General features: G+C 61.9%; 22 protein-coding genes. 20 read left to right on the top strand and 2 right to left on the bottom strand.

Annotation, left to right across the window (positions count from 1 at the left end):
* Positions 1–56: 56 nt before the first annotated feature.
* The gene (locus DWV58_RS08400; protein ID WP_117776806.1) at positions 57–311 is read right to left on the bottom strand and encodes a hypothetical protein; all 255 of its coding nucleotides are present in this window, start codon (positions 309–311) and stop codon (positions 57–59) included.
* A gap of 150 nt (positions 312–461) precedes the next feature.
* Here DWV58_RS08400 and DWV58_RS08395 point away from each other — a divergent pair, with 150 nt between their 5' ends.
* The 7 genes from DWV58_RS08395 to DWV58_RS08365 all read left to right on the top strand — a co-directional run bounded on the left by DWV58_RS08395 (position 462) and on the right by DWV58_RS08365 (position 7432).
* Positions 462–1766, top strand: coding sequence for an aminotransferase class I/II-fold pyridoxal phosphate-dependent enzyme (locus tag DWV58_RS08395; protein ID WP_117776805.1), 1305 nt, complete (start codon positions 462–464; stop codon positions 1764–1766).
* Between the two features lie 66 nt (positions 1767–1832).
* Positions 1833–2147, top strand: a complete 315-nt coding sequence (locus tag DWV58_RS08390; protein WP_035137695.1) for an STAS domain-containing protein — start codon at positions 1833–1835, stop codon at positions 2145–2147.
* Between the two features lie 152 nt (positions 2148–2299).
* Entirely contained in the window at positions 2300–2893 is a 594-nt protein-coding gene (locus DWV58_RS08385; RefSeq protein WP_158564552.1) for a twin-arginine translocase TatA/TatE family subunit, read from the top strand.
* Entirely contained in the window at positions 2893–3684 is a 792-nt protein-coding gene (tatC, locus tag DWV58_RS08380; RefSeq protein WP_055285525.1) for a twin-arginine translocase subunit TatC, read from the top strand. Before DWV58_RS08385 ends, tatC begins: the two co-directional genes overlap by 1 nt.
* Before the next feature lie 6 nt (positions 3685–3690).
* Entirely contained in the window at positions 3691–4047 is a 357-nt protein-coding gene (hypA, locus tag DWV58_RS08375) for a hydrogenase maturation nickel metallochaperone HypA (protein ID WP_022093859.1), read from the top strand.
* Between the two features lie 55 nt (positions 4048–4102).
* A complete protein-coding gene (gene hypB / locus DWV58_RS08370) occupies positions 4103–4786 on the top strand; it encodes a hydrogenase nickel incorporation protein HypB (RefSeq protein ID WP_006235936.1) in 684 nt (227 codons plus the stop codon).
* A 54-nt stretch (positions 4787–4840) separates the two neighbouring features.
* Entirely contained in the window at positions 4841–7432 is a 2592-nt protein-coding gene (locus DWV58_RS08365) for a DNA topoisomerase I (RefSeq protein ID WP_117776803.1), read from the top strand.
* 141 nt (positions 7433–7573) lie between these two features.
* Here the strand turns inward: DWV58_RS08365 and DWV58_RS08360 are convergent, their stop codons facing one another.
* Entirely contained in the window at positions 7574–8557 is a 984-nt protein-coding gene (locus DWV58_RS08360) for a zinc-ribbon domain-containing protein (protein ID WP_117776802.1), read from the bottom strand.
* Between the two features lie 206 nt (positions 8558–8763).
* On the opposite strand from DWV58_RS08360, the gene tmk reads away from it, so the two are divergent.
* The 13 genes from tmk (at position 8764) to DWV58_RS08295 (ending at position 22620) form a co-directional block, all read left to right on the top strand.
* Positions 8764–9447 carry a dTMP kinase gene (gene tmk / locus DWV58_RS08355; RefSeq protein ID WP_117629904.1) on the top strand — a complete coding sequence of 228 codons (684 nt, stop codon included), beginning with the start codon at positions 8764–8766 and terminating at the stop codon, positions 9445–9447.
* A gap of 1 nt (position 9448) precedes the next feature.
* On the top strand, positions 9449–10576 hold the full coding sequence (locus DWV58_RS08350; protein WP_117776801.1) for an ATP-binding protein: 1128 nt from the start codon (positions 9449–9451) through the stop codon (positions 10574–10576).
* Positions 10567–12267, top strand: a complete 1701-nt coding sequence (locus DWV58_RS08345) for a regulatory iron-sulfur-containing complex subunit RicT (RefSeq protein ID WP_117776800.1) — start codon at positions 10567–10569, stop codon at positions 12265–12267. Before DWV58_RS08350 ends, DWV58_RS08345 begins: the two co-directional genes overlap by 10 nt.
* A gap of 102 nt (positions 12268–12369) precedes the next feature.
* On the top strand, positions 12370–13176 hold the full coding sequence (locus DWV58_RS08340) for a ComF family protein (RefSeq protein ID WP_233540545.1): 807 nt from the start codon (positions 12370–12372) through the stop codon (positions 13174–13176).
* A 10-nt stretch (positions 13177–13186) separates the two neighbouring features.
* The gene (locus DWV58_RS08335; protein ID WP_117776799.1) at positions 13187–14296 is read left to right on the top strand and encodes a hypothetical protein; all 1110 of its coding nucleotides are present in this window, start codon (positions 13187–13189) and stop codon (positions 14294–14296) included.
* Positions 14297–15028: 732 nt separating this feature from the next.
* Positions 15029–16054, top strand: a complete 1026-nt coding sequence (locus DWV58_RS08330; protein ID WP_233540546.1) for an ABC transporter substrate-binding protein — start codon at positions 15029–15031, stop codon at positions 16052–16054.
* 317 nt (positions 16055–16371) lie between these two features.
* Positions 16372–16956 carry a ribosome hibernation-promoting factor, HPF/YfiA family gene (hpf, locus tag DWV58_RS08325; RefSeq protein WP_035137685.1) on the top strand — a complete coding sequence of 195 codons (585 nt, stop codon included), beginning with the start codon at positions 16372–16374 and terminating at the stop codon, positions 16954–16956.
* An 80-nt stretch (positions 16957–17036) separates the two neighbouring features.
* Complete coding sequence (locus DWV58_RS08320; protein WP_117776797.1) at positions 17037–17990, top strand: DegV family protein; 954 nt, start codon at positions 17037–17039, stop codon at positions 17988–17990.
* Positions 17991–18088: 98 nt separating this feature from the next.
* Positions 18089–19168: an NAD(P)-dependent oxidoreductase gene (locus DWV58_RS08315; protein ID WP_117776796.1), complete on the top strand. Its 1080-nt coding sequence runs from the start codon at positions 18089–18091 to the stop codon at positions 19166–19168.
* Between the two features lie 5 nt (positions 19169–19173).
* Positions 19174–19602, top strand: coding sequence for a hypothetical protein (locus DWV58_RS08310; protein WP_055310425.1), 429 nt, complete (start codon positions 19174–19176; stop codon positions 19600–19602).
* Between the two features lie 15 nt (positions 19603–19617).
* Positions 19618–20316, top strand: coding sequence for a HEAT repeat domain-containing protein (locus DWV58_RS08305; protein WP_117776795.1), 699 nt, complete (start codon positions 19618–19620; stop codon positions 20314–20316).
* 6 nt (positions 20317–20322) lie between these two features.
* Positions 20323–21408, top strand: coding sequence for an isocitrate/isopropylmalate dehydrogenase family protein (locus DWV58_RS08300; protein WP_117776794.1), 1086 nt, complete (start codon positions 20323–20325; stop codon positions 21406–21408).
* 126 nt (positions 21409–21534) lie between these two features.
* Positions 21535–22620, top strand: a complete 1086-nt coding sequence (locus DWV58_RS08295) for a hypothetical protein (RefSeq protein ID WP_117635808.1) — start codon at positions 21535–21537, stop codon at positions 22618–22620.
* Positions 22621–23087: the final 467 nt, after the last annotated feature.

The following is a 23087-nucleotide window of genomic DNA, read 5'->3' as shown; positions in this document are numbered from 1 at the left end:
GAGACGGGCCCGGGCTGACAATTTCGACTGTAATGGACGTTCTTAAATGACTAGGCTTATTCCGCCGTTCCGTAGACGGCGCCCCAGCCGTGGGCGGCCAAGGCGGAGTTGAGCTGGTCGCAAAGTGACTGGCGGTCGTAGTAGCCGGGCGGCAAAAGATTCACGATCTCCATGAGGTCGGGCGCCAGGTCCAAGATTTCGGCCTGTACGATCAGATCCAGGCGGTCGATGGCGTGGCGGTCGTAAAACAGTCCGTCGACCAGGCGCTGCAAGTCGCCGAATTCCTCGGCCTGAAACGATCCGTACTCCATAGTGCCTCCTTGGGCGCCCCACGCCGGCATGCGCGGCGATTCGTAATTGATTGCGATGAACTTAATCTATCACGGCTTCATAACGTTGCGACGATGGCGGTCTATACTTAGACGAACTGCAACGTACCGCTTCGCGAAAGGTCGCACCCCATGCAGACGATCTACCAGAAGATGGAAACCACCGAACTCGATGCCGCCATCGAGGCGCTTAAAGCCGAGGTTGCCGAGGTCAAGGCCAAGGGCCTGGCGCTCGACATGGCGCGCGGCAAGCCGTCGCCCTCCCAGGTGAACATTTCTCGCCCCATGCTCGATATCCTCAATGCCGATGCCGATCTGCACGACGGCAATGTCGACTGCTCCAACTACGGTTGCTTCGAGGGCATTCCCTCGGCACGCAAGCTGGCGGGGGAGTTCCTGGGTTGTCCTGCCGAGCAGACGCTCGTACTGGGCTCATCGAGCCTGCTGATCGAGCACGATATCGCCGGTATGTTCTGGCGTTGCGGCTCGTGCGGCAGCGACCCTTGGGAGGCTTACGAGGCAGCGCACGACGGCAAGAAGGTCAAGTTCCTGTGCCCCGTTCCCGGCTACGATCGCCACTTTGGCATCACCGCCGACTTGGGCATCGAGAACGTCCCCGTCGCGATGACCGACAACGGCCCCGACATGGACGAGGTTGAGCGCCTGGTTGCCACCGACGACTCCATCAAGGGCATCTGGTGCGTGCCCAAGTATTCCAACCCCACGGGCATCACCTTTAGCGAGGACACTGTGCGTCGCCTGGTCGAGATGTCCACGGCCGCGCCCGATTTCCGCATCTTCTGGGACAACGCCTACTGCGTGCACGACCTGTACGACGAGACCGACGAGCTCGCCAACATCTTCGATCTTGCCCGCGCGGCGGGCACCGAGGACCGCGTGGTGGCCTTTGCCTCGACGTCCAAGATCACCTTCCCGGGTGCCGGCATCGGCTTTATCGGTGCGAGCCCCGCGGTCATCGCCGAGTTCTCCAAGCGCCTGAAGGCCGGTCTTATTAGCGCCGACAAGCTCAACCAGCTGCGTCACGTGCGTTTCCTTCCCACCATCGAGGCGGTCAAGGAGCACATGAAAAAGCATGCCGAGTTCCTGCGCCCGCGCTTTGAGGCCGTTGAGCGTAAACTCACCGAGGGCTTGGGCAACACGGGTTGCGCCACTTGGACTCATCCCCATGGCGGCTACTTTGTGAGTTTCGATGGCCCCGAGGGCTCGGCCCAGAAGGTCGCCGCGCTTTGTGCCGACCTGGGCGTCAAGCTCACGCCGGCTGGTGCCACCTGGCCTTATGGCAAGGATCCGCGCGACACCAACATCCGCATCGCGCCGAGCTATCCCACGGTCGAGGACCTGGAGGCTGCGCTCGATGTGCTGGTGCTGGCTGTCAAGCTCGTCGCTGCCGAGCTTGCGCGTACCGAGCGCGCCTAACGCGTAGGGCCCCGCAAGTCCGCGCCTAGTACTATCCGCACTTTCGATACGTAAAGGAGCGTATACATGGATTTGGGTATTTCCACCAACCCCACGCCAGAGCTCTACACCATTAAGGTGACCGGTGAGATCGATATCTCTAACGCCGATAGCCTGCGCAATGCCATCGACCTGGCACTCGAGCAGCCCACCGAGGCCGTTGAGCTCGATTTTGCCCAGGTGAGCTACATTGATTCGACGGGCATTGGCGTGCTCGTGGGCGCCGCGCACCACGCGGTTGACCACGGCAAGCGCTTTAGCTGCACCAATGTGCAGCCCCCGGTGATGCGCGTGGTTCAGCTGTTGGGTGTCGACCAGGAGATTTCGATCACCGCTGCATAATCTTTGCCCCAAAAGGGCGTGCCGTTTGGCATATGTTTGTGATGCGCTCGGACGTTTTGGCGTCCGGGCGCTATACTTGACCGAATGAATAGACGAGTTCCGGCCGAATGGCGCGGTGCGGGCTCGAATCACATCGAGCCTTGGAGGTATGTGTGTTTGGTATTGGAGAAGGTGAGCTGGCAATCATCGTGGTCTTCGGCTTTTTGCTGTTTGGCCCGGATAAGCTCCCGCAGATGGGCCGTACGATCGGCCGTGCCATCCGTCAGTTCCGCGAGACGCAGGAAAAGATGACGGCGGTTGTCCAGTCCGAGATCATCGATCCGGTAAGCGAGGCCGCTTCGGCTCCGGTCAAGCCCAAGAAGGCTGCCGTCGATGACGATTCCGATGCGGACGAGGATGCTGCCGAGACGGTAGCGCCCGCCAAGAAGGAGACCTTTGCCGAGCGTCGTGCCCGCCTTGCTGCCGAGAAGGCCGCGAGCGAGGCTGCCGCCGAGGGCGAGGGTGCTGCTGAGGAGTCCGAGGCCGAGGGTGCCGAGGCCGAGCCTGCCGCTGCCGCCGAGCCTGCCGTCGAGCCCGAGCCTGCTGCAGAGCCCGAGCCCGAGCCGGCAGAGCCCACGACGGCTGACCTCTACGCCCGTCGTCCCCGCAAGCGCAAGGCCGTCGTCGACCAGCTCGCTCGCGAGCTCGAGGTCGAGGACGATGCCGAGGCTGCTGCCGCCGACGCCCCGAAGGGAGGCGATGAGTAATGCCGATCGGACCTGCGCGCATGCCGCTCTTCGATCACCTGGGAGAGCTCCGTCGCCGCCTGACCATCGTGGTCGTTTCGGTGTTTGCCGCCGCCATCGTGCTGTACTTTGCCACGCCCGTGGTGCTCGATATTCTTGAGGACCCCATCCGCTCCTTTGTGCCGGACGGTAAGTTTTACATCACCACCACGCTCGGCGGCTTTGGCCTGCGCTTCTCGCTTGCCATCAAGATGGCCGTGGTCATGTGCACGCCCATGATCATCTGGCAGATTCTGGCATTTTTCCTGCCGGCACTGCGCCCCAACGAGCGCAAGTGGGTTGTGCCCACGGTGCTCGCCTCGACGGTGCTGTTCTTCCTGGGTGCCATCTTCTGCTACTTCATCATCATCCCGGCGGGCTTTGAGTGGCTCATCGGCGAGACCTCGGCTGTCGCTACGGCGTTGCCCGATCTGGAGAACTACGTCAACATGGAGCTGCTCTTTATGATCGGCTTTGGTGTGGCGTTTGAGCTGCCGCTCATCATCTTCTACCTGTCCGTTTTCCACATCGTGTCCTATGCGGCCTTCCGCAGCGCCTGGCGCTACGTGTACGTAGGCCTGCTCGTGGGTTCGGCTGTGATTACGCCCGACGGCTCGCCCGTTACGCTGGGTCTCATGTATGGCGCCCTGCTCTCGCTCTACGAGATTTCGCTCGCCATCGCTCGCGTGGTCATTACCGCGCGCGAGGGCAAGGAGGGCCTGTTCGTGAGCCGTCTGGACCTGTTCTCGGACGACGAGGACGACGAGGAGTAAATCGGTATGCACGAGGTTGGCATTGTCAACGGCATACTCGATACAGTGATTCGCGCGGCGCGTGGGGCGGGGGCCTCGCGCGCCGTTTTGGTAACGCTGCGTATCGGGGATATGACCGAAGTTGTGCGCGAGGCGCTCGACTTTGCGTGGGAGACGTTTCGCGACGAGGACCCGCTCACGCGCGGCTGCGAGCTTGCCGTGGAGGAGGTCCATCCACAAAGCGAGTGTCTAGACTGCGGCGAGGTTTTCGACCACGATCGCTTCCACTGTCGCTGTCCTCAGTGTGGTGGTGCCAACGTGCGCCTACTGCACGGCCGCGAGCTCGATATCGCAAGTATCGAAATCGAAACCCCCGACGATTAGCCCGCTAGCCATCTGGTGATGGGGTATAAAGGGGCCAAAGTAAGGAGCGCTAAGTATGGCCGAGAAAACGATTGATATTGCATCGCCGATTCTGTCGCGCAACGAGCGCCTGGCAGATCAGCTGCGTCAGCGATTTAATGAGACAAACACCTACGTGATCAATGTGCTGTCGAGCCCCGGCTCGGGCAAGACCACCACGATTCTGGGCACCAACGAGCGCCTGCGTGACAAAGCCGGCCTGCGCTGTGCTGTCATCGAGGGCGATATCGCCTCGGACGTCGACGCCATCACCATGAAGGAAGCCGGCATGCCCGCCATTCAGATCAACACGGGCGGCCTGTGCCACCTCGAGGGCAACATGATCATGGAGGCCGTCGATGCCTTCGACCAGGCCGTCGGTCTGGAGAACATCGACGTCATCTTTATCGAAAACGTGGGCAACCTGGTCTGCCCGGTCGACTTTGACCTGGGCGAGAACCTGTCCATCATGATTCTCTCGGTGCCCGAGGGCGACGACAAGCCCATCAAGTACCCGGGCATCTTCCAACACGCCGGCGCGCAGCTGCTCAACAAGGTCGACGTGGCTCCGGCTTTCGATTTTGACATGGATAGGTATACTAAGACACTCGATGACCTCAATCCGCAGGCGCCGCGGTTTGCCGTGAGCGCGCGCAAGGGCGAGGGCATGGATGCCTGGTGCGATTGGCTCATCGGGCAGATTGAGCAAGCAAGGGCGTAAGTCGGCCGCCATACGGGCGGGCGTAGCCGCAGAGACACGAGATAGGAGCCTCTTTTGAAGCTCATCATCGCAGAGAAAAACGACGCCGCGCGTCAGATTGCCGAGCGTCTGTCCACGGGCAAACCCAAAAAGGACAAGGTGTACAACACCGCCATCTACCGTTTTGAGTGGAAGGGCGAGGAGTGCGTGACCATCGGCCTTGCCGGTCACATCCTTGCGCCCGATTTTTGCGACAGCGTGCTGTTCGATAAAAAGCTGGGCTGGTATTCGGTCACCGAGGACGGCGAGATGCTGCCGGCCGATATGCCCGATGGCCTGGCACGTCCGCCCTACGACACCAAGCGCAAGCCGTTTCTTGCCGATGGTATCTCCATCAAGGGCTGGAAGCTCGAGAGCCTGCCTTACCTCACCTGGGCGCCCGTCATTAAGCTGCCGGCCGAGAAGGAGCTCATCCGCTCGCTCAAGAACCTTGCCAAGAAGTCCGACAGCGTCATTATCGCCACGGACTTCGACCGCGAGGGCGAACTGATCGGTTCGGACGCCCTCAACAAAGTGCGCGAGGTTGCGCCTGACTTGCCGGTCGCCCGCGCCCAGTATTCTTCGTTTACCAAGGCCGAGATTACGCAGGCCTTCGATAATCTTGTCTCGCTCGACCAGAATCTGGCCGACGCCGGCGAGAGCCGCCAGCACATCGATCTCATTTGGGGCGCGGTGCTCACGCGCTACCTGACGCTCGCCAAGTTTGGCGGCTTTGGCAACGTGCGCTCCGCCGGCCGCGTGCAGACGCCGACGCTCGCTCTGGTGGTCGAGCGCGAACGCGAACGCATGGCGTTTGTGCCCGAGGACTATTGGCAGATTCGCGGCATGGGTGCCGCTCAGGGTGCTGCCGAGGATGACCGCTTTAAGATTGCGCACAAGACGACACGTTTTACCGACAAAGATGCTGCCGAGACGGCGTACGGCCACGTCGACGGCGCTACGACGGCAACCGTCGCCGCGGTGACCAAGCGCTCCCGCAAGCAGCAGCCGCCCACGCCGTTTGCGACGACCTCGCTGCAGGCTGCCGCCGCGGCCGAGGGCATCTCGCCTGCGCGTACGATGCGCATCGCCGAGTCCCTCTACATGGCCGGTCTCATCAGCTACCCGCGTGTCGACAACACCGTGTACCCCGCGACGCTCGATCTGGGCGCCGTGGTGAGCGACCTGGCAAAGATCAACCCGGCGCTGGCGCCCGTGTGCAAAAAGGTGCTCGCCGGTCCCATGAAGCCCACGCGCGGCAAGGTCGAGACTACCGACCACCCGCCTATCTATCCCACGGGCGAGGGTGATCCGTCCACGCTCGACGGCGGCCAGCGCAAGCTTTACGACCTCATCGCCCGCCGCTTCCTGGCGACGCTCATGGGTCCTGCGACCATCGAGAACACCAAGCTCGAGCTCGACGTCAACGGCGAGCCGTTCGTGGCCTCGGGCGACGTGCTCGTGACCCCGGGCTTCCGCGAGGCGTACCCGTACGGCCTTAAGCGCGACGAGCAGATGCCGCCGCTGGAGCAGGGCGATACGGTCGACGTGTTCGACATTAAGCTCGAGGCCAAGCAGACCGAGCCGCCCGCGCGCTACAGCCAGGGCAAGCTCGTGCAGGAGATGGAGAAGCGCGGCCTGGGCACCAAGTCCACGCGCGCGAGCATCATCGAGCGCCTGTATGCCGTGCGCTATCTCAAAAATGATCCCGTTGAGCCGAGCCAGCTGGGCATCGCCATCATCGATGCGCTGTCACAGTTTGCCCCGCGCATCACGAGCCCCGATATGACCAGCGAGCTCGACGGCGACATGACCCGCGTGGAGCGCGGCGAGGACACCGAAGAACATGTCGTGACGCACTCGCGTGCGCTGCTGGCCGGCGTGCTCGACGAGCTGCTCAAGCATACGCAGGAGCTCGGCGACGCCATCAGCGACGCCGTCACGGCCGATGCGCGCGTGGGCGCCTGCCCCAAGTGCGGCAAGGACCTGGTTATGAAGACGAGCGCCAAGACCCGCGGCAGCTTCATTGGCTGCATGGGCTGGCCCGACTGCGACGTGACCTATCCGGTGCCGAGTGGCGTCAAGGTAAGCCCGCTCGAGGGCGAGGCCGCCGTGTGCCCCGAGTGCGGTGCGCCGCGCATTAAGTGCCAGCCGTTCCGCCAGAAGGCCTTCGAGATCTGCGTGAACCCCACGTGCCCCACCAACTACGAGCCCGACCTTAAGGTGGGCGAGTGCAAGGTGTGTGCCGAGGCCGGACGCCATGGCGACCTGATCGCGCACAAGAGCGAGAAGAGCGGCAAGCGCTTTATCCGCTGCACCAACTATGACGATTGCGGCGTGAGCTATCCACTGCCGGCGCGTGGAAAACTCGAGGCGACGGGCGAGACTTGTCCCGAGTGCGGCGCTCCCATCGTGGTGGTCAACACGGCGCGCGGCCCGTGGCGTATCTGCGTGAACATGGACTGCCCGACCAAGGAGAAGAAGCCCGCCCGCGGCCGCAAGACCACAACCAAGGCGAGCACGGCGAAGAAGACGACCGCTGCGAAGAAGACTTCGACGGCGAAAAAGTCGACTGCCAAGAAGTCGACCACCAAGAAGACGACGGCCAAGAAGGTCGCCGACAAGTAACGGCGCAGTCGAAACAATGCCCAAAAAACGAGCGAGGGTCTCATGATCCTCGCTCGTTTTTTTGACCGGCAGTTAGGGACGTTCCTTTTCTGCCGGCAGTTTAGGAACGTCCCTAACTGCCGGCTCGGGAACGACAAAGCGCTAGTTCACTTCGACGGGTTTGGCGCCGGGATAGCGCTCCTCAAAGTCTAGGCGGTACTTATTGTCATTGGTGCCCGCCACGTTGTCGCGCGACAGCGGCGCCACGATCTCATTCTTGTGGTCCGCAGGCTTGGCGTATTTCAGGCTGATCTCCCAGGCATCACTGATTGCGTCAATGCGGTGATCCAGGTCGTCGTACAGGGCGATGATGTCCTTCCAGGAGCTGTAGTTTTTGGAGCTCGTCGGGACGTCCAGGTCCTCGACGATGTCGTAATACTGCTCGATGGTGTCCTCCGTGCGCTCGGCGACGTCGGCGAGATTTTGACGGGTGGTTCGATCCTCTTCCAGATAGTTGCCGTTGAAGTTCTGCGCGCAGCCACGGACGTAGTTGTCGAGGTCTTCGAGCAGGTCGTAGTACTCGCTCAGGCGACGGTAGAGGTTTTGCTCGGAGAGGGTCGCTTCGCCGCCATCCTCGTCGTCATCGTCATCATCGTCGTACAGGCTGTTGGGATCGCCGAGAGGCTTTAGGTCATCGTCGTCGACGTCATGGTGCAGCTTAGCTACCTCGGCAGTCGTCTGCGTGGCGGCGTTGTCGAACGGTCTGATCGCAAAGAAGATGACCAGGGCGATGATGATCGCCACCAGCACAACGATAACGGCGATAAGCGGCCCGGTGCCGCTCTTTTTGGGAGCGGGGGTCTGTGGCGAAGCGGGCGCGTATGCGGGAGCCGGCTGCTGTTGGGGCGAGCCGCTCGCGACGGGTATGCGCTGCGTGGTCTCGACGGCCTCGGTCCTTGCGGCGGGGTCGGGGCTATAGGCGAGGGGGTCGTCCGCCTTGGCTTGCGGCGTATCAAGGGAGCCGGTCTGCTCAAAAGCGGGCTGGCTATCGCTCGCGGCTGTTTGCTCAACGGGTGCACCGCACGAGGTGCAGAACTTGGCATTATCTTCAAGAAGCTTGCCGCACGAGGCGCAATACCGAGACATTGCCACTCCTTTCGCCACATTTCAATGCAATACGACGATTATACCCACTGCCCCAAGAAGCCGGCAGTTAGGGACGTTCCTTATCTGCCGGCAGTTTAGGAACGTCCCTAACTGTCGGCTAATCGTTGGGGCGCGCCTGTCCCTGGGGTATCATGGCTTGGTTGATATATCCGCATTTACGCGCCTTGTAGGAAGGGGCTGCGTCCATGGCTTTTGAGCCCGCTCAACATAGCTTTATCACGCTCGAGGGCGTCGACGGTGCCGGCAAGTCCACGCAGGCGCGCCTGCTTGCTCGCGCGCTCGAGCTCGCTGGCCACCAGGTTGTGAGCCTGCGCGAACCGGGCGGCACCGCCATCAGCGAAAAGATCCGCGCCCTGCTGCTCGACCCCGCCAATATGGCGATGGGCGATACCTGCGAGCTGTTGCTCTACGAGGCCGCGCGTGCCCAGCTGGTGCACGAGGTCATCGCGCCCGCCCTCGCTGCCGGCAAGGTGGTCCTGTGCGATCGCTTCTACGATTCCACGACCTGCTACCAGGCGTTTGCCGACGGCCTCGATCGCCAGATGGTGCGCGACGCCAACAACCTGGCCGTCGCGGGAACGCACCCGGCGCTCACACTCGTCTACCACATCACGCCCGAGCAGGCGGCGCTACGCATGGCAGCCCGTGGCGCGGCAGATCGCATGGAGGCTAAGGGCATGGCATTCCAGGAGCGTGTCTACGAGGGGTTTTGCGCCATTGCTGCCGAGGAGCCAAACCGCGTAAAGCTCATCGACGCCACTACGACCGTCGAGGTAGTTTTCGAGAAGACGGTCGAGCAGGTTCGCGCGTACGGTCTCGATATCCCCCAGGATGCTGTCGCCGCCGCGCTTGCCAAGGAGGCCGAGTAACATGGCCCCCGCTCAGGCAAGCCTGCTGGCCAAGCTCGACACCCAAGAGCGCGTGCGCGACTTTTTGACCAATGCCGTCGCCAGCGGCCGTGCATCGCACGCCTACCTGTTTTTGGGCGCGCCCGGCGCGGGCAAGCTCGATGCCGCGTGGGCGCTCGCCCAAGCCTTCCTGTGCGAGCAGGACGGCTGCGGCGCATGCGACAGTTGCGTGCGCGTCTCTCGGCATACGCATCCCGACGTGCACTATTACACGCCCGAGAGCGCCACGGGCTATCTTATTGCCCAGACCCGCGAGCTGCTCGATGACGTGCCGCTGGCACCCATTCGCGCCAAGGCCAAGGTCTACATCATCGACCGTGCCGAGCAACTGCGCGCCAACACCGCCAACGCACTGCTCAAGACACTCGAGGAGCCGCCCGAGGGCGTTATGTTCATCTTGCTGGGCACCTCGGCAGACGTGATGCTGCCCACCATCGTGAGCCGCTGCCAGTGCGTGCCGTTTCGGCTGGTGTCGCCCGCCGTCGCCGCGCAGGCCGTGAGCCGCGCCACCGGCCAGGACCCCGCGCGTTGCCGCATGGCGGTCGCCGTGGCGGGAAGCCCCACACGCGGCATCGAGTTTCTTAAGAGCGCCGAGCGCCAGGACGCCCGCCGTCAGATGGTCCGTGCCATCGACTCACTCATTGCCGCCGACGAGGCCGACGTGCTCAGTCGCGCCAAGTCGCTCATCGTCGCCGTCAAGGCGCCGCTCGCCGAGGTCAAGTCCACGCAGGAAAAGGTACTCGAGCAAAATGCCGACTACCTGTCGCGTGGAGCATTGAAGCAGCTTGAGGACCGCAACAAGCGCGAACTCAACGCGCGCGAGCGTTCGGGTATCATGGAAGCGCTGGCGAGCGCGCGGACGCTCATGCGCGACGTGCTGCTGACACTTCAGGACGAGGCGGCCGACGTGGTGAACGAAGACGTGCGTGACACGATCGGTCGGCTTGCCGCTGCGACGAATGTTGCGGGTGCCACCCAGGCGCTCGAGGCGGTCGCGACCGCCGAGCGCAACATCGCCAGAAACGTTACTCCCCAGCTGGCCATCGAGGTCATGCTGTTCGATATCAGGAAGGCACTGAAATGCCGTTAGTCGTACCCGTTAAGTTTACCTACGCCTCGCGCGACCTGTGGTTCGACCCGCAGGATTTGGATATCCTCGAGGCCGATTATGCCATCTGCTCCACCGAGCGCGGAACCGAGATCGGCCTGGTCACGGCCGATCCCTTCGAGGTACCGCAGGACGAGATCGGCCAGCCGCTCAAGCCCGTGCTGCGCGTGGCGAGCGACATCGACCTGCAGCTTGCCGATGATCTGGCCATCCAGGGCGACGAGGCCATGGTCGATTTCCGTCGCCTGGTCAAGGAGCTCGACCTCGAGATGAAGCCGGTCGGCGTCGAGTACCTGTTTGGCGGCGAGAAGGCCGTGTTCTACTTTGCGGCCGAGGAGCGCGTCGATTTTCGTCAGCTCGTCAAGGACCTGTCCTCGACGCTGCACATTCGCGTCGACATGCGCCAGATCGGCGTGCGCGACGAGACCCGCCTGGTGGGCGGCTATGCCCAATGCGGACAGGAGCTCTGCTGCACGCGCTTTGGCGGACAGTTTGAGCCCGTCTCGATTCGCATGGCAAAAGAGCAGGACCTGCCGCTCAACTCGTCCAAGATCAGCGGCGTGTGCGGCCGCCTGATGTGCTGTCTGCGCTATGAGTTCGAGGCGTACAAGGACTTTAAGAGCCGTGCACCCAAAAAGAAGACGCTCATCGATACGCCGCTTGGCAAGGCACGTATTCAGGAATACGACACGCCGCGTGAGCAGCTAGTGCTGCGCCTGGAGAACGGCAAAGTCTTTAAGGTCAACTTGGCCGACATGACCTGCTCTGAGGGCTGCAAGAAGAAAGCTGCCGAGCAGGGCTGCAATTGCCGTCCCGACTGCGTGACGCGCGACGTGCTCGAGCGCATCGAGTCGCCCGAGATGCGCCTGGCGCTCATGGAGCTCGATCGCGAGAACGGCGTCGACGTGGGCGATGGCCTGTCGAGTGCCGACCGTCTGGCCGGCACGTCGATGCCCAAGCGCCGTCGTCGCGATGCCGAATCCGATGCTCGCGCCGGTCAGAGCCAGGGCGAGAGCCGTGGCCGCGGAAAGGGCCGTGGCAATGCCGCAACGCCTGAGGCCGAGGAGGCCGCTGGCGGCCGTCGCCGCCGCAAGCGTGCGGGCTCTGCCGATGCCGGCGAGGCCGCAGCCGCCGGCAAGAACGGCGCTCGCGAGCGCGAGGTTCAACAGCCCCAGCAGCAGAATCGCGGCGGTGGCATGAATCCCACGCGCCGTCGTCGCCGTCATCTGTCGAGCGAGGAGCGCGAGGACGCCTTCCGCGCCGCAGCTGCTCGCGAGGCTGGTGCCGCTTCCAAGGGTCCCTCGGCCTCCGATGCGCCTGTCGACAAGGGCGGCAAGTCACGTGGCGAGGAGGAGCGCGCGCCGCGTCCGCGCCGTCGCCATTCCTCGGGCGCGCAACAGAAGCCCTCAGTGCCCTCCGTGGCCGATCAGGTCTCGGATGGCGAGGTCAAGGTCACGCGCCGTCGTCCCGGAGATGGCGGGGGAGCGGCTGCTAAGGCTTCGCGTGGCGCCGCTCGCGACGAGCGCGAGCCGCGCGAGGATCGCGGTGGCGAGGGCTCGGCCGACCAGGGTCAAAAGCGCCGTCGCCGGCGCCGTTCCCGCAAGCCGCGCCAGGATGGTGGCGAGGGCTCGACCCCGTCTTCGTCCGCACCACAACCGCCCGCCGGCGAATAACGCCCGCGAGCGGATTTAGCCCGCCTTGCCCCGAGCGCATCGGGGTATCATAGCGCCGAATCAACAACCCTCCCTGCGACCGAATGTAGGGAGGGTTGTGTCTTGAAGAGCCATCTGAACATATCGAGCCGTCTGCAGGGTGCCGGTGCCCTACCGTTTGCGGACGAATTGCTACCGTTTGCCGAGCGGGTGGCACGCGAGGCGCTCGAGGCATTGTCGCCAACACGATGTGCCGGCTGCGAGCGCGCCGGTGCGCTTATTTGCCAAGACTGCCTGGCCGCGCTCACGCTCATCGACCCACGTCATAGCTGCACCCGATGCGGTGCCCCGTTTGGGGATTTGCTGTGCACTGAGTGTTCGGTCGAGGGCACGTCTTCGGCAATGGCGGAGGCGCTCGACCGCTGCCTGGCGTGCGCCGTCTATGCGCATCCGCTGCCGCGCATCATTAAAGCGTACAAGGATGCGGGCGAGCGACGTCTGGCTCCGTATCTGGCGGAGCTGCTCTACGACACCGCCCTGCATGCCCAGGTCGTAGCGCCCGAACGCTTAGGAGGTGTGCTGTCCGGTGCGGATGCGGTGGTGTTTGTGCCTGCGACGGCGGCAGCGTTTCGGCGGCGTGGTTTTGATCATATGGAGGCTATTGCGCGCCCATTTTGCGAGCTGTCGGGTGTTCCCCTGCTCGATGCTCTCGTCAAGTACGGGCATGGCGACCAGCGCGAACTCGGTCGTGAGGAGCGCCGCGAGCGTGCCCAAGGCATGTACGAGACGGTTGAGGATGTGCGGGGCAAGTGCCTGCTGCTTATCGACGACGTTATCACCACGGGTGCGACGATGGCCGCGGCTTCGGCGGAACTCAAGCGCGCCGGCGCCGCAGCAGTCGATGGCCTCGCTATCGCACGCGTTTGGTAGGGGTGGTTTTGTGGCAGTAAAGATTGAGCGGTGCAACGAGCCGACAGGCGAACAGCTAGCGGCTTCCGTAATCCTAACAGGCGCCTCGGCGCTACGCATGATGCGCGCCGAGCGCCGACAAATGGGTTACATCAGCTGGAGGGACCTCGATCCCGATGAAGAGCGCCGTGTGCTGTGCACGTCGTCGCCCTCGACCGAGGACATCTATCTTCCCGACTTGGTGCGGATTGGGGCCGCAAGCGGCGAGGTGCAAGAAGATCTTTGCTTGCTGGTGGGATCTGCGGCGCAGCGCCGCCGCATGCCTGGCGTGGGCTGGTCCGTATGCTCCGGGTTGCCCGCCGGCTCGATTCTAGAGGTGGAACCGGGGGTGTACAGTCTATCTCCCGAGGCCCTTTGTGTTGCCGTCGCCCGCGAGGTCGGCTGTATCCAGGCATTTGCCCTGGCCCAGGAGCTGTGCTCTAAGATTTCGCTGAGTGACCGCGGGAAGTATCTGCCTCCCTACACCTCGCCTGTTACGAATAAACTTGCAAAGGACAAGGACCAGCCAGCAGACGTGGGCTACTTTGAAGTCGAGCCGGTGCTGATGCCCGATCGTCTGGCAGATTATCTCGCGGTATACAAGGGGAACACGGCCAAACAACTGCAGCGTCTGTGTCCCTATCTTTCGGAAAACCTGCGCTCACCCATGGAGTGCATCATGCTCGCTTTGTTTTCGCTTCCGTTTTCCTATGGCGGTTTTGCCTGCGGTCCCTTTAAGACCGACTACAAGATCGAGTTCGATGACCGCGCGCAGGCAATCTCGGGGATGCCTCATGCAGTTTGCGATGCGTATCAAGAGGCAGCCCGGTTTGACCTGGAATACAACGGTGAGCTGGGCCATTCGTCTCGCGGTGGGCGCATTCACGACGAAAAGCGTAATACGGGCTTTATAGCTATGGGGATCGAGGTCGCAACGGTCAATAACGAGATGCTCTGCGACATGGAGGCGATGGAGGCACTCGCATGGCGCATGCACCAGCGTATGCGAAAGCGGTACCGGAATCGTGTCGATGCCCGCAGGAAGAAGCAAGAGGCGTTGCTTAATACGCTGCGGGCGTGTTTTGGGCTTAAGCCGGTCTAATTCACGTCGAAAATAGGGGGTTAATCATATGCCCTGGCCAAAATATGGCAAATATGAGTACTGTCACTAAATCAGTAACAGCAAAATCAAGGAATTTAGGACTCGGAGGCGTCATAAAGTAAGAAGATAATAAATAAATGTAGAATAACTAAACATCAGGTTGGCGACACTGAGCGCAAAATCTGTCCGAGAGGCCAAAATTGCCTGTTACTAAATTGGTGACAGTACTCATATTTGCCATTTTTTGGCCACGGCACCCTAGGAAGGGTGCCCCGGAGCTCCCCATAGGGGAGCTCCGGGCTTCACAGAGGCACGAATAGCCCACTCCGACCTGCGAAATCTGTACTCGCGATGCGAATGACGCCCCTAACCTTAAACTTTAGCTTGAACTTAGCTATAATGCGCTACGTTCCTACCAGGCTGTGGTTGCGGACGGACGAAATGCCCGTCCTAGTCCAAGACAGACGCGGTCAAAGGGATCCACGTAAGCGACCGCGTGCGCGCGGCGCGATCATGGCGCGTCCTAGATGTAAGCCGCACCGTCCGTTCTACTTTCTTTGGGGCAATACCGCCTCGCGGGCGAGCGGGCCAGTCGTGAAGGTGGCTGCGGCCTCCCGAGCAAACACCCCGGTGCGCAAGTGTGGGGTCAAATACCAGGTCAGCTGGTGGGAACAATCTGATATTCCGCGAAACGCACGGATCGTATACGACACAGAAGGCAGGGTAGTGGACATGGTGAGGGGCAGCTTGATGCACGCGGCTCGGTTAGGTGCTGGGACCGCAGCGGTCATCGCCGTTTTGGGCCTGAGCGGATGCGCGTTCAACCCGCTGTCTACGTTCACGACTCCCACGATCGACCAGATCGAGTACGAGACCGTCGCGCCCACGGTGTCGGATGATGCCCTGGTCACTCCCGGTACCCTGACGGTTGCCCTCGATACCTCCGATGCGCCGCAGGCCATGCAGGGCGCTGACGGCGAGCTCACGGGGTATGCAGTCGACGCTGCCCGCGCCCTCGCAAGCCGTATGGGCCTTAAGGTCGCCTTTGTCGATGCGTCCTCGGCAGGTTCCGCGCTCGGCGACAAAAAGGCTGATATCTTTATCGGCGAGATCAACTCCACGGACGGGGACGTTAGCTCGCTCGGCACCTGCCTGTACGATGCCGCTTCCGTGTTCGGTAAAACCAGCGATGGTGGGTCGCTAAGCGTTTCCACCGATACCCTTAACACGTCTACTCTGGGTGTCCAGATGTCCTCGGCCTCGCAGGAGGCGCTTGCTAAGCAGAGCATCGCCGCCAACCAAAAGACTTACCCCAACATCAACGAGTGCTTTGAGGCACTCGAGTCCGGCGAGGTCGACTATGTAATCTGCGACTCCACGGCCGGCGGCTACCTTGCACGCCTGATGAGCGAGGTCTCCTATGCCGGTTCGCTCGAGGCGCCCTCGACGCTTGGTGTTGCGGGCCTCTCGTCCAATGACGAACTGTGCCGTGCCGTGAGCGATGCCCTCGACGGTATTACGGCCGACGGCACGCTCGAGGCGGTCCACTCTGTCTGGTATGGCAGGATGCCCTACGACCTCACCACTAAGACGGTTTCGGGCGCTAACGTGCAGCCGGGCGACTCTGAGTCCAGTGAGACCGCATCCTCCGGCAGCGAGTCTTCCGATTCCAACAATGAGACCGCATCCTCCGAGGACAAATCGTCCAGCCAGGAAGGCACCATCACCGACGACGACATTAACAAACTTAATAGCTAGTTATTGCTAGGGGTGGTGTCTCCTATACGTTGGAAAGGACGCCTCTTCACGGTTTCAACACGCACTGCCGGGCTTCCCCAATAGGGGAGCCCGGCTTTTTCATCCCTATAAAACCAGCAGGTCAAAGCCAATTTTCGGGACCAAATACAAAGCCGTCGGCTCCCTCCTATAGCGCACTTTGCCACAGAAAAGTGCGAGACTTCGGTATGCGGTATCAAGCAGTCGTTATTCGGGTCTTTAGGAATCCGCGTGATTAAATGCACGGCAATGGGTACATAGCCAGTACAGTAAGTCCCCGAGGCAGATTGGAGCCACGTATGGATATCAAGGTTTCTGGACGCAAGACGACGGTAACCGATGCTCTGCGTGCGCATGTGGATGAGAAGATCGGCGAGGCGCTCAAGGTTTTCGATATCGAGCCCATGACGGTCGACGTTGTACTTCGTTATGAGAAGAACCCCTCGAACCCCAACCCGGCAATCGTCGAGGTTACGGTTCGTGCCCGCGGTTCGGTAATTCGCGTTGCCGAGCACGGTGCAGATATGTACGCCGCCATCGACCTCTCTGCCGATAAGGTCACCCGTCAGCTGCGCAAGTTCAAGACCAAGGTCGTGGACAACCGCCAGGGCGGTGCCAGCGCCGCGGATGTCGCACCGGTCGAGCGTGTCGAGGATCTGGCCGACCTGCTGCTACCCGAGGAGGAGGACGACCTGCTCGTCCGCGAGAAGGTCATCGATGTCACCCCGATGACTGAGGAGCAGGCGCTGGTGCAGACCGATCTGCTGGGCCACGACTTCTACGTGTTCGAGAACGCGACGACCGGCCTCATCAATGTGGTGTATCACCGTAAGAATGGTGGATATGGCATCATCAAGCCCCGCATCGAAACACTTGACGAGTAAAATACGTTAACTTGCATGAGTTAACGGTTGGCGGCCATCCCATGCGGGTGGCCGCCTTTTTTACGTAAGGAGTCGCTTTGATGGACAAGGCTGCATCTACCGGCCATTCTGACCGCTGCCGCATCGTCGTCGATACCTGCTGCGACTTTAGCCCCGAGGTTGCCGCGAACCTCGATGTCGATATCTTGGGCTTCCCCTTTATCATCGATGGCGAGGAGCGCACGGACGACATCTGGTCGAGCATGAGCCCTAAGGAGTTCTACGACCGCATGCGCGCTGGTGCCCGCGTGTCCACCTCGGCTGTGTCGCTCGGTCGCTATATCGAGTTCTTTACCGAGTGCGCCAAAGAGGGCACGCCCACGGTCTACCTGTGCTTTACCTCGGCGCTGTCGTCGAGCTACAACTCCGCGTGCCAGGCGGCAGATGCCGTGCGCGCCGAGTATCCCAACTTTGAGCTCTACGTGGTCGACAACGCTCTGCCCTGCGCGACCGGCGCGCTCTTGGCGCTCGAGGCCGTGCGCCAGCGTTCGGCGGGACTGACCGCCAAGCAGCTGGTCGATTGGGCAAACGAGGCAAAGACCTACGTCCACGGCTACTTTACGCTCGAGAGCTTCGATGCACTGGCTGCCGGCGGCCGCATTCCGCCCGCGGCGGCGCAGCTCACGGCAAAGCTCGACGTCAAGCCCGAGCTCTCCTACGACCTTGCCGGCTCGCTGTCGCTGATCGGCGTCAACCGCGGCCGCAAGAAGGCGCTCAAGTCCATCCTCAAGTCGTTCCGCGAGAACTACGTGCCCGATCGCACCATGCCCATCGCCATCATGACGGCCGATGCCGAAAAGGACGGCGACTGGCTCGAAGCTGCCATCCGCAAGGAGGAGGGCTGCGCCGACGTCACGATCATTCGAAGCTCCGTGGGTCCCACCATTGGCTCGCACGTGGGCCCCGGCATGGTGGCCTGCGCGTTTTGGGGTAAGAACCGCGCCGACAGGGCGTCGCTTTCCGATCGCATCGCTCGCCGCGTGCGCGGCCAGTAGGCAAGCGCTGCGTCCGTAATCGTCCTCGACTCACAGCCTAAACGCTGGCACCGAGTATTCAACCTGGTAACAACACCCAACCCAAAAGGAAAGGTTTCATGGCAAACAAGCTCTCTGTCGCATTTATCGGCACCGGAATCATGGGTGCCCCCATCGCCGGCCACATTCTGGATGCCGGCTATCCCGTCACGGTCAACAACCGCACCAAGTCCAAGGCTGCAGCGCTCGTTGAGCGCGGCGCCGTCTGGGCCGATACGCCGGCAGATGCCGCGGCGAACGCCGACGTCGTCTTTACCATGGTGGGTTATCCCTCCGAGGTCGAGGAGCTCTACCTGGCGGGTGACGGTCTGCTCGCGTGCACTAAGCCCGGCGCGGTCCTGATCGACCTCACCACGAGCTCGCCCGAGTTGGCGCGCGACATTGCCGAGGCCGCCCAGGTTTCCGGCCGCATGGCGTTTGACTGTCCCGTCACCGGCGGCGAGTCGGGCGCTATTGCCGGCACGCTCACGGCTATCGTGGGCGCTACCGAGAACGACATCGCCCCGGTCCGCGACATCCTTTCCACCTTTGCGGCAACCATCTGCTGCTTCGACGGCGCCGGCAAGGGTCAGGCTGCCAAGCTTGCCAACCAGGTGTCGCTGGGCGCCTGCATGGTCGGTATGGCCGATGCGCTGGCCTTTGCCGAGCTGAGCGGCCTTGACCTGGAGAAGACCCGCCAGATGATTCTGGGCGGCACCGGCAAGTCCGGCGCCATGGAGAGCCTGGCCCCCAAGGCGCTCGACGGCGACTACAAGCCCGGCTTTATGGTCGAGCACTTCATTAAGGACCTGCGTCTGGCGCTCGCCTACGCCGATGACCGCGAGCTCGCGCTGCCCGGCGCCGACGTGGCCTTTACGCTCTACGACATGCTCGACGCCATCGGTGGTGCCAAGCTGGGCACTCAGGCCATCACGGTCCTCTATAAGGAGGAGGCCGATGCCATCGCCGCCGGTCTGGACTGGTCGCAGTATCGTCCCGAGGAGCATGGCGCTCACGAGGAAGGTTGCGGTTGCGGCGAGCACGGCGAGGACCATGAGTGCGGTTGTGGCCATCACCACGGCGAGGACCACGAGTGCTGCGGTGGCCACGGCCATGACGACGGCCACGAGTGCTGCTGCGGCCGCCATCACGGGGAGTAGCGCCTATGAGCTGGACGTTCGTGGTGCTTGCGCTGGTGCTCTTTCTCTTTGCGATCTACATCGGCTTTTTGTGCGGCCAGTGGGCCTGCGAAAAGCGCGTGATCACCAAGCGCGACTACTGGATTGCCAACTTTGCGGGTGCGGCGGCAGTCGTCCTGCTGACCTGGGTGTTCTCGCTGTTCCCGCTGGTGCAGTTTGCGCCGATCGGCTGGCTCGGTGGCTTTATCGCCGGCCTTAAGATGAGCTTTGGCGAGTCCGTCGGTCCGTGGCGCAAGCACGACGAGGTCTTTAACGTCAACAAGGCTCATCGAGCCGCCGCCGACGCGGGCGATGCCGAGGAACGCCGCCGTGCACGTCGCAATGGCGCGGCCGACCGACAGCTCATCTCGGTCACCGATGACAGCAAGGGTGCTGGCAAGCACGCTAAGAAATAGTAAGAAGAGGTAACTATGGCAGAAAACAAAGACGAACAGCTCACCGACGAGGAGCTGGCACAGCTCCAGCTGGCAGAGGAGAACGAGAACGCCGTCGATCGCCTGGTCCAGGAGCTCGGCTGCCCCACGCGCCGCATCCGCCAGTTTGCCGCCCGCGTGCTGCACCTGCTTGCCGAGCGCGATCCGCAGCGCGTCGTGCCCTGCGTGCCCGCGTTGATCGAGGCACTCGACCGCCCCGAGGCGCAGACCCGCTGGGAGGCCCTCGATGCCCTGACGGCGCTCGCCACCACCTGCCCTGAGCAGCTGGGCGATGCCTTTGAGGGCGCCGAGACTGCACTGTTCGACGAGATCTCCTCCACGCTGCGCTATGTCGCCTTCCGCCTGCTGTGCGTGTGGGGTGCCACGAGTGTCGAGCGTTCGCGCGAGGCTTGGCCCATCCTGGACGAGGCCATCCAGTGCTACCACGGCGACCTTGAGTATCGCGACATGCTCGGTTGCCTGTACGAGTTTTGCCAGGGCGAGATCGACGCCGAGGTTGCCGAGAAGCTTGCGCTGCGCCTTAAGTTCGATGCCGAGAACGGTAAGGGCAGCTATCTCAAGGCCCGTTCGAGCGAGATTTGCGAAATGCTTGTTAAACGTTTTGGCCTGGATCTCTCCAAAAAGAAGAAGCGTGCTAGCGTTAAAAAATCTGACGACGCCGAAGACGAGGAGTAACAGATTATGGCGCACGATGTAGTCCTGATTCCCGGTGACGGTATCGGTCCCGAGATTACGCAGGCCATGCGCCGCGTGGTCGAGGCCACCGGTGTCCAGATCAACTGGAACGTCCAGGAGGCCGGCGCCGGCGTCATGGACGAGTTTGGCACGCCGCTGCCCCAGCACGTCCTCGATGCGGTCGCCGAGACCAAGGTTGCCATCAAGGGCCCCATCACCACACCGGTCGGCACGGGTTTCCGCAGCGTCAACGTGGCCCTGCGCAAGCATTTCGACCTGTACGCCTGCGTGCGCCCCTGCCTGTCGCAGCCGGGTGACGGCTCGCGCTTCCGCGATGTCGACCTGGTTATCGTGCGCGAGAACACCGAGGACCTCTACGCCGGCATCGAGTTCGATGAGGGCGCTGCCGAGGTCGAGGAGCTCTCGCAGCTCGTCGAGCGTTCGGGCCAAAAGACCTTCGCCGCCGATTCCGCCATCTCGATCAAGCCGATCTCCATCGCCAAGAGCCGTCGCATTGTGGAGTATGCCTTTGAGTATGCCCGCCGCTGCGGCCGCAAAAAGGTGACGGCCGTGCACAAGGCCAACATCATGAAGGCGACCGACGGCCTGTTCCTGCGCGTGGCGCGCAAGGTGGCCGCCAGCTATCCCGATATCGAGTTCAACGACAAGATCGTCGACGCCACCTGCATGGGCCTGGTCCAGAACCCCAACGACTTCGATGTCCTGGTGCTGCCCAACCTGTACGGCGACATTGTGAGTGATCTGTGCGCCGGCCTGGTGGGCGGCTTGGGTATGGCCCCCGGCTCCAACATCGGTGCCGACTGCGCCATCTTTGAGGCTACGCACGGCTCCGCACCCGATATCGCGGGCAAGGATATCGCCAACCCCACGGCCGAGATCCTCTCTGCCGCGATGATGCTCGATCACCTGGGCGAGAACGATGCTGCCAATCGCATTCGTGCCGCCGTCTCCGCCACGCTCGACGAGGGCGAGCAGGTTACCGGTGACGTGCGTCGTGCTCAGACCGGCTCCGTTGAGGGCGCCGTGGGCACGCAGGCCTTTGCCGATGCCGTTATCGCGCACCTGGCCTAAGGTATGCACGCTGCAAACGCCTAAATAGTACTTAAGTGTTTGCGTATAACCTAAGAATCAATACGCCCGGCGCCTCGTCGGGCGTATTCTATTGGGGACTATGTTTCCTAACAAGGAGTAATTGATATGGGTCTGATTCAAAAGAAGGACGAGAAGGACGAGATCGACGGCATCCAGATCATCGAGCGCGGCGAAGGCCCCGACGGTGACGAGGACGAGAAGATCGACCTGGTCGCCGGCACGTCTGCCGAACATATCGCCGCTGGCACGACCGCCGAGGAGGAGGACGCCCGCCTGGAGGCAAAGATCGCCGCGGACGCCGCCGACGAGAACCTTATGCCTGAGGAGCAGGACGAGGACGACGACTCCGACGCGAACGACCGCGCATCCAAGCACAAGAAGACGATGATTGCCGCCTTTGTGGTCGCCATCGTGATCGCTGCGGTGGTCGGCTTCTTTATTGGCAATGGCGGCTTTGGCGGCAAGGGTGTCGGCTCGGCTACCCTCACCGAGGACCAGCTCGATTCGACCGTGGCAAGCTATAGCTACAACGGCAAGAAGAGCGATATCACCGCGCGCGAGGCCATCGAGAGCCAGTACAGCCTCGATACCGTCAAGGATAGCGATGGCAACTACACCGCTCCTTCTGCCGACGTCATCCTGTCCTACGTGCGCAACAAGATTCTGCTCGATGCTGCTGAGGACGAGGGCATTACCGTCTCCTCTAAGGAGATGAAGAAGTACGCCGAGGATTCTATCGGCACCTCGGACTACGACACCATGGCCAAGCAGTATGGCGTGTCCAAGGACCAGGCCAAGCAGATCGTCCGTCAGTCCGCGACGCTGCAGAAGCTCTACAAGAAGAAGGTGGGCGATAGCTCCGCAAGCATGCCGACCGCTCCGACCGAGCCTGCTGACGGCAACGAGGAGACCGCGAGCAAGGACTACGCCGACTACATCATCAACCTTGCCGGCGACGAGTGGGATAGCGAGAAGGGCACTTGGAAGGACGCCGACAGCACCTACGCTAAGGCCTTCGCTAACGATGCCTTTACTGCCGATAGCGCAACCTATAAGCAGGCCATGACCGCCTATTACACCGCCTACCAGCAGTACTCTTCGCAGGCCTCGAGCGCCAGCTCCAAGTGGACCGAGTATGCTAACGGCCTCTACGCCAAGGCCAACATCAGCATCTACGGCCTGTTTGCGTAAGATCTGTCTGCACTACTGCGCGCTAACCGATCTACCTGATTAAGCCCGCTAGAACGACAACGTTCTAACGGGCATTTTGTTACCGAAACCACTAGGATAGGACTTGCGCCCGTGCAAGTGCTTCATCGGGTATCCTCAATTCATCCTGGAAAACGGCCGCAAACGATTGCAAATAACCGGTGAACGGTCGAAAACTACCGTTCACCGATAATATCGAAACTGGTTCTAACTGGTATTAAGTCAAAAAGACCAATTTACAAATCTTCACAATGACCTGCATTTTTTCTACACGCCATTTTTAGCCACTCTGCGTTGTTTAGACACAAAAAAAGTTCCGATCTTTCGTCAAATCATTTCGAAACGGTTTCAAAACCGCAGGTAGAAGTGTTAATGAGCGGTAAACGGTCGATTTTTCACCGTGAACGGTGCAAAAACGTTTTACTGTTTGAATCAACGAAAGCAACCTC

Origin of the sequence: Collinsella sp. AF11-11 (assembly GCF_003465485.1) — a bacterium.
Lineage (GTDB): Bacteria > Actinomycetota > Coriobacteriia > Coriobacteriales > Coriobacteriaceae > Collinsella.
The sequence above is the reverse complement of the archived record's forward strand: the minus strand, read 5'-3'. Positions and strand labels throughout refer to the sequence as shown.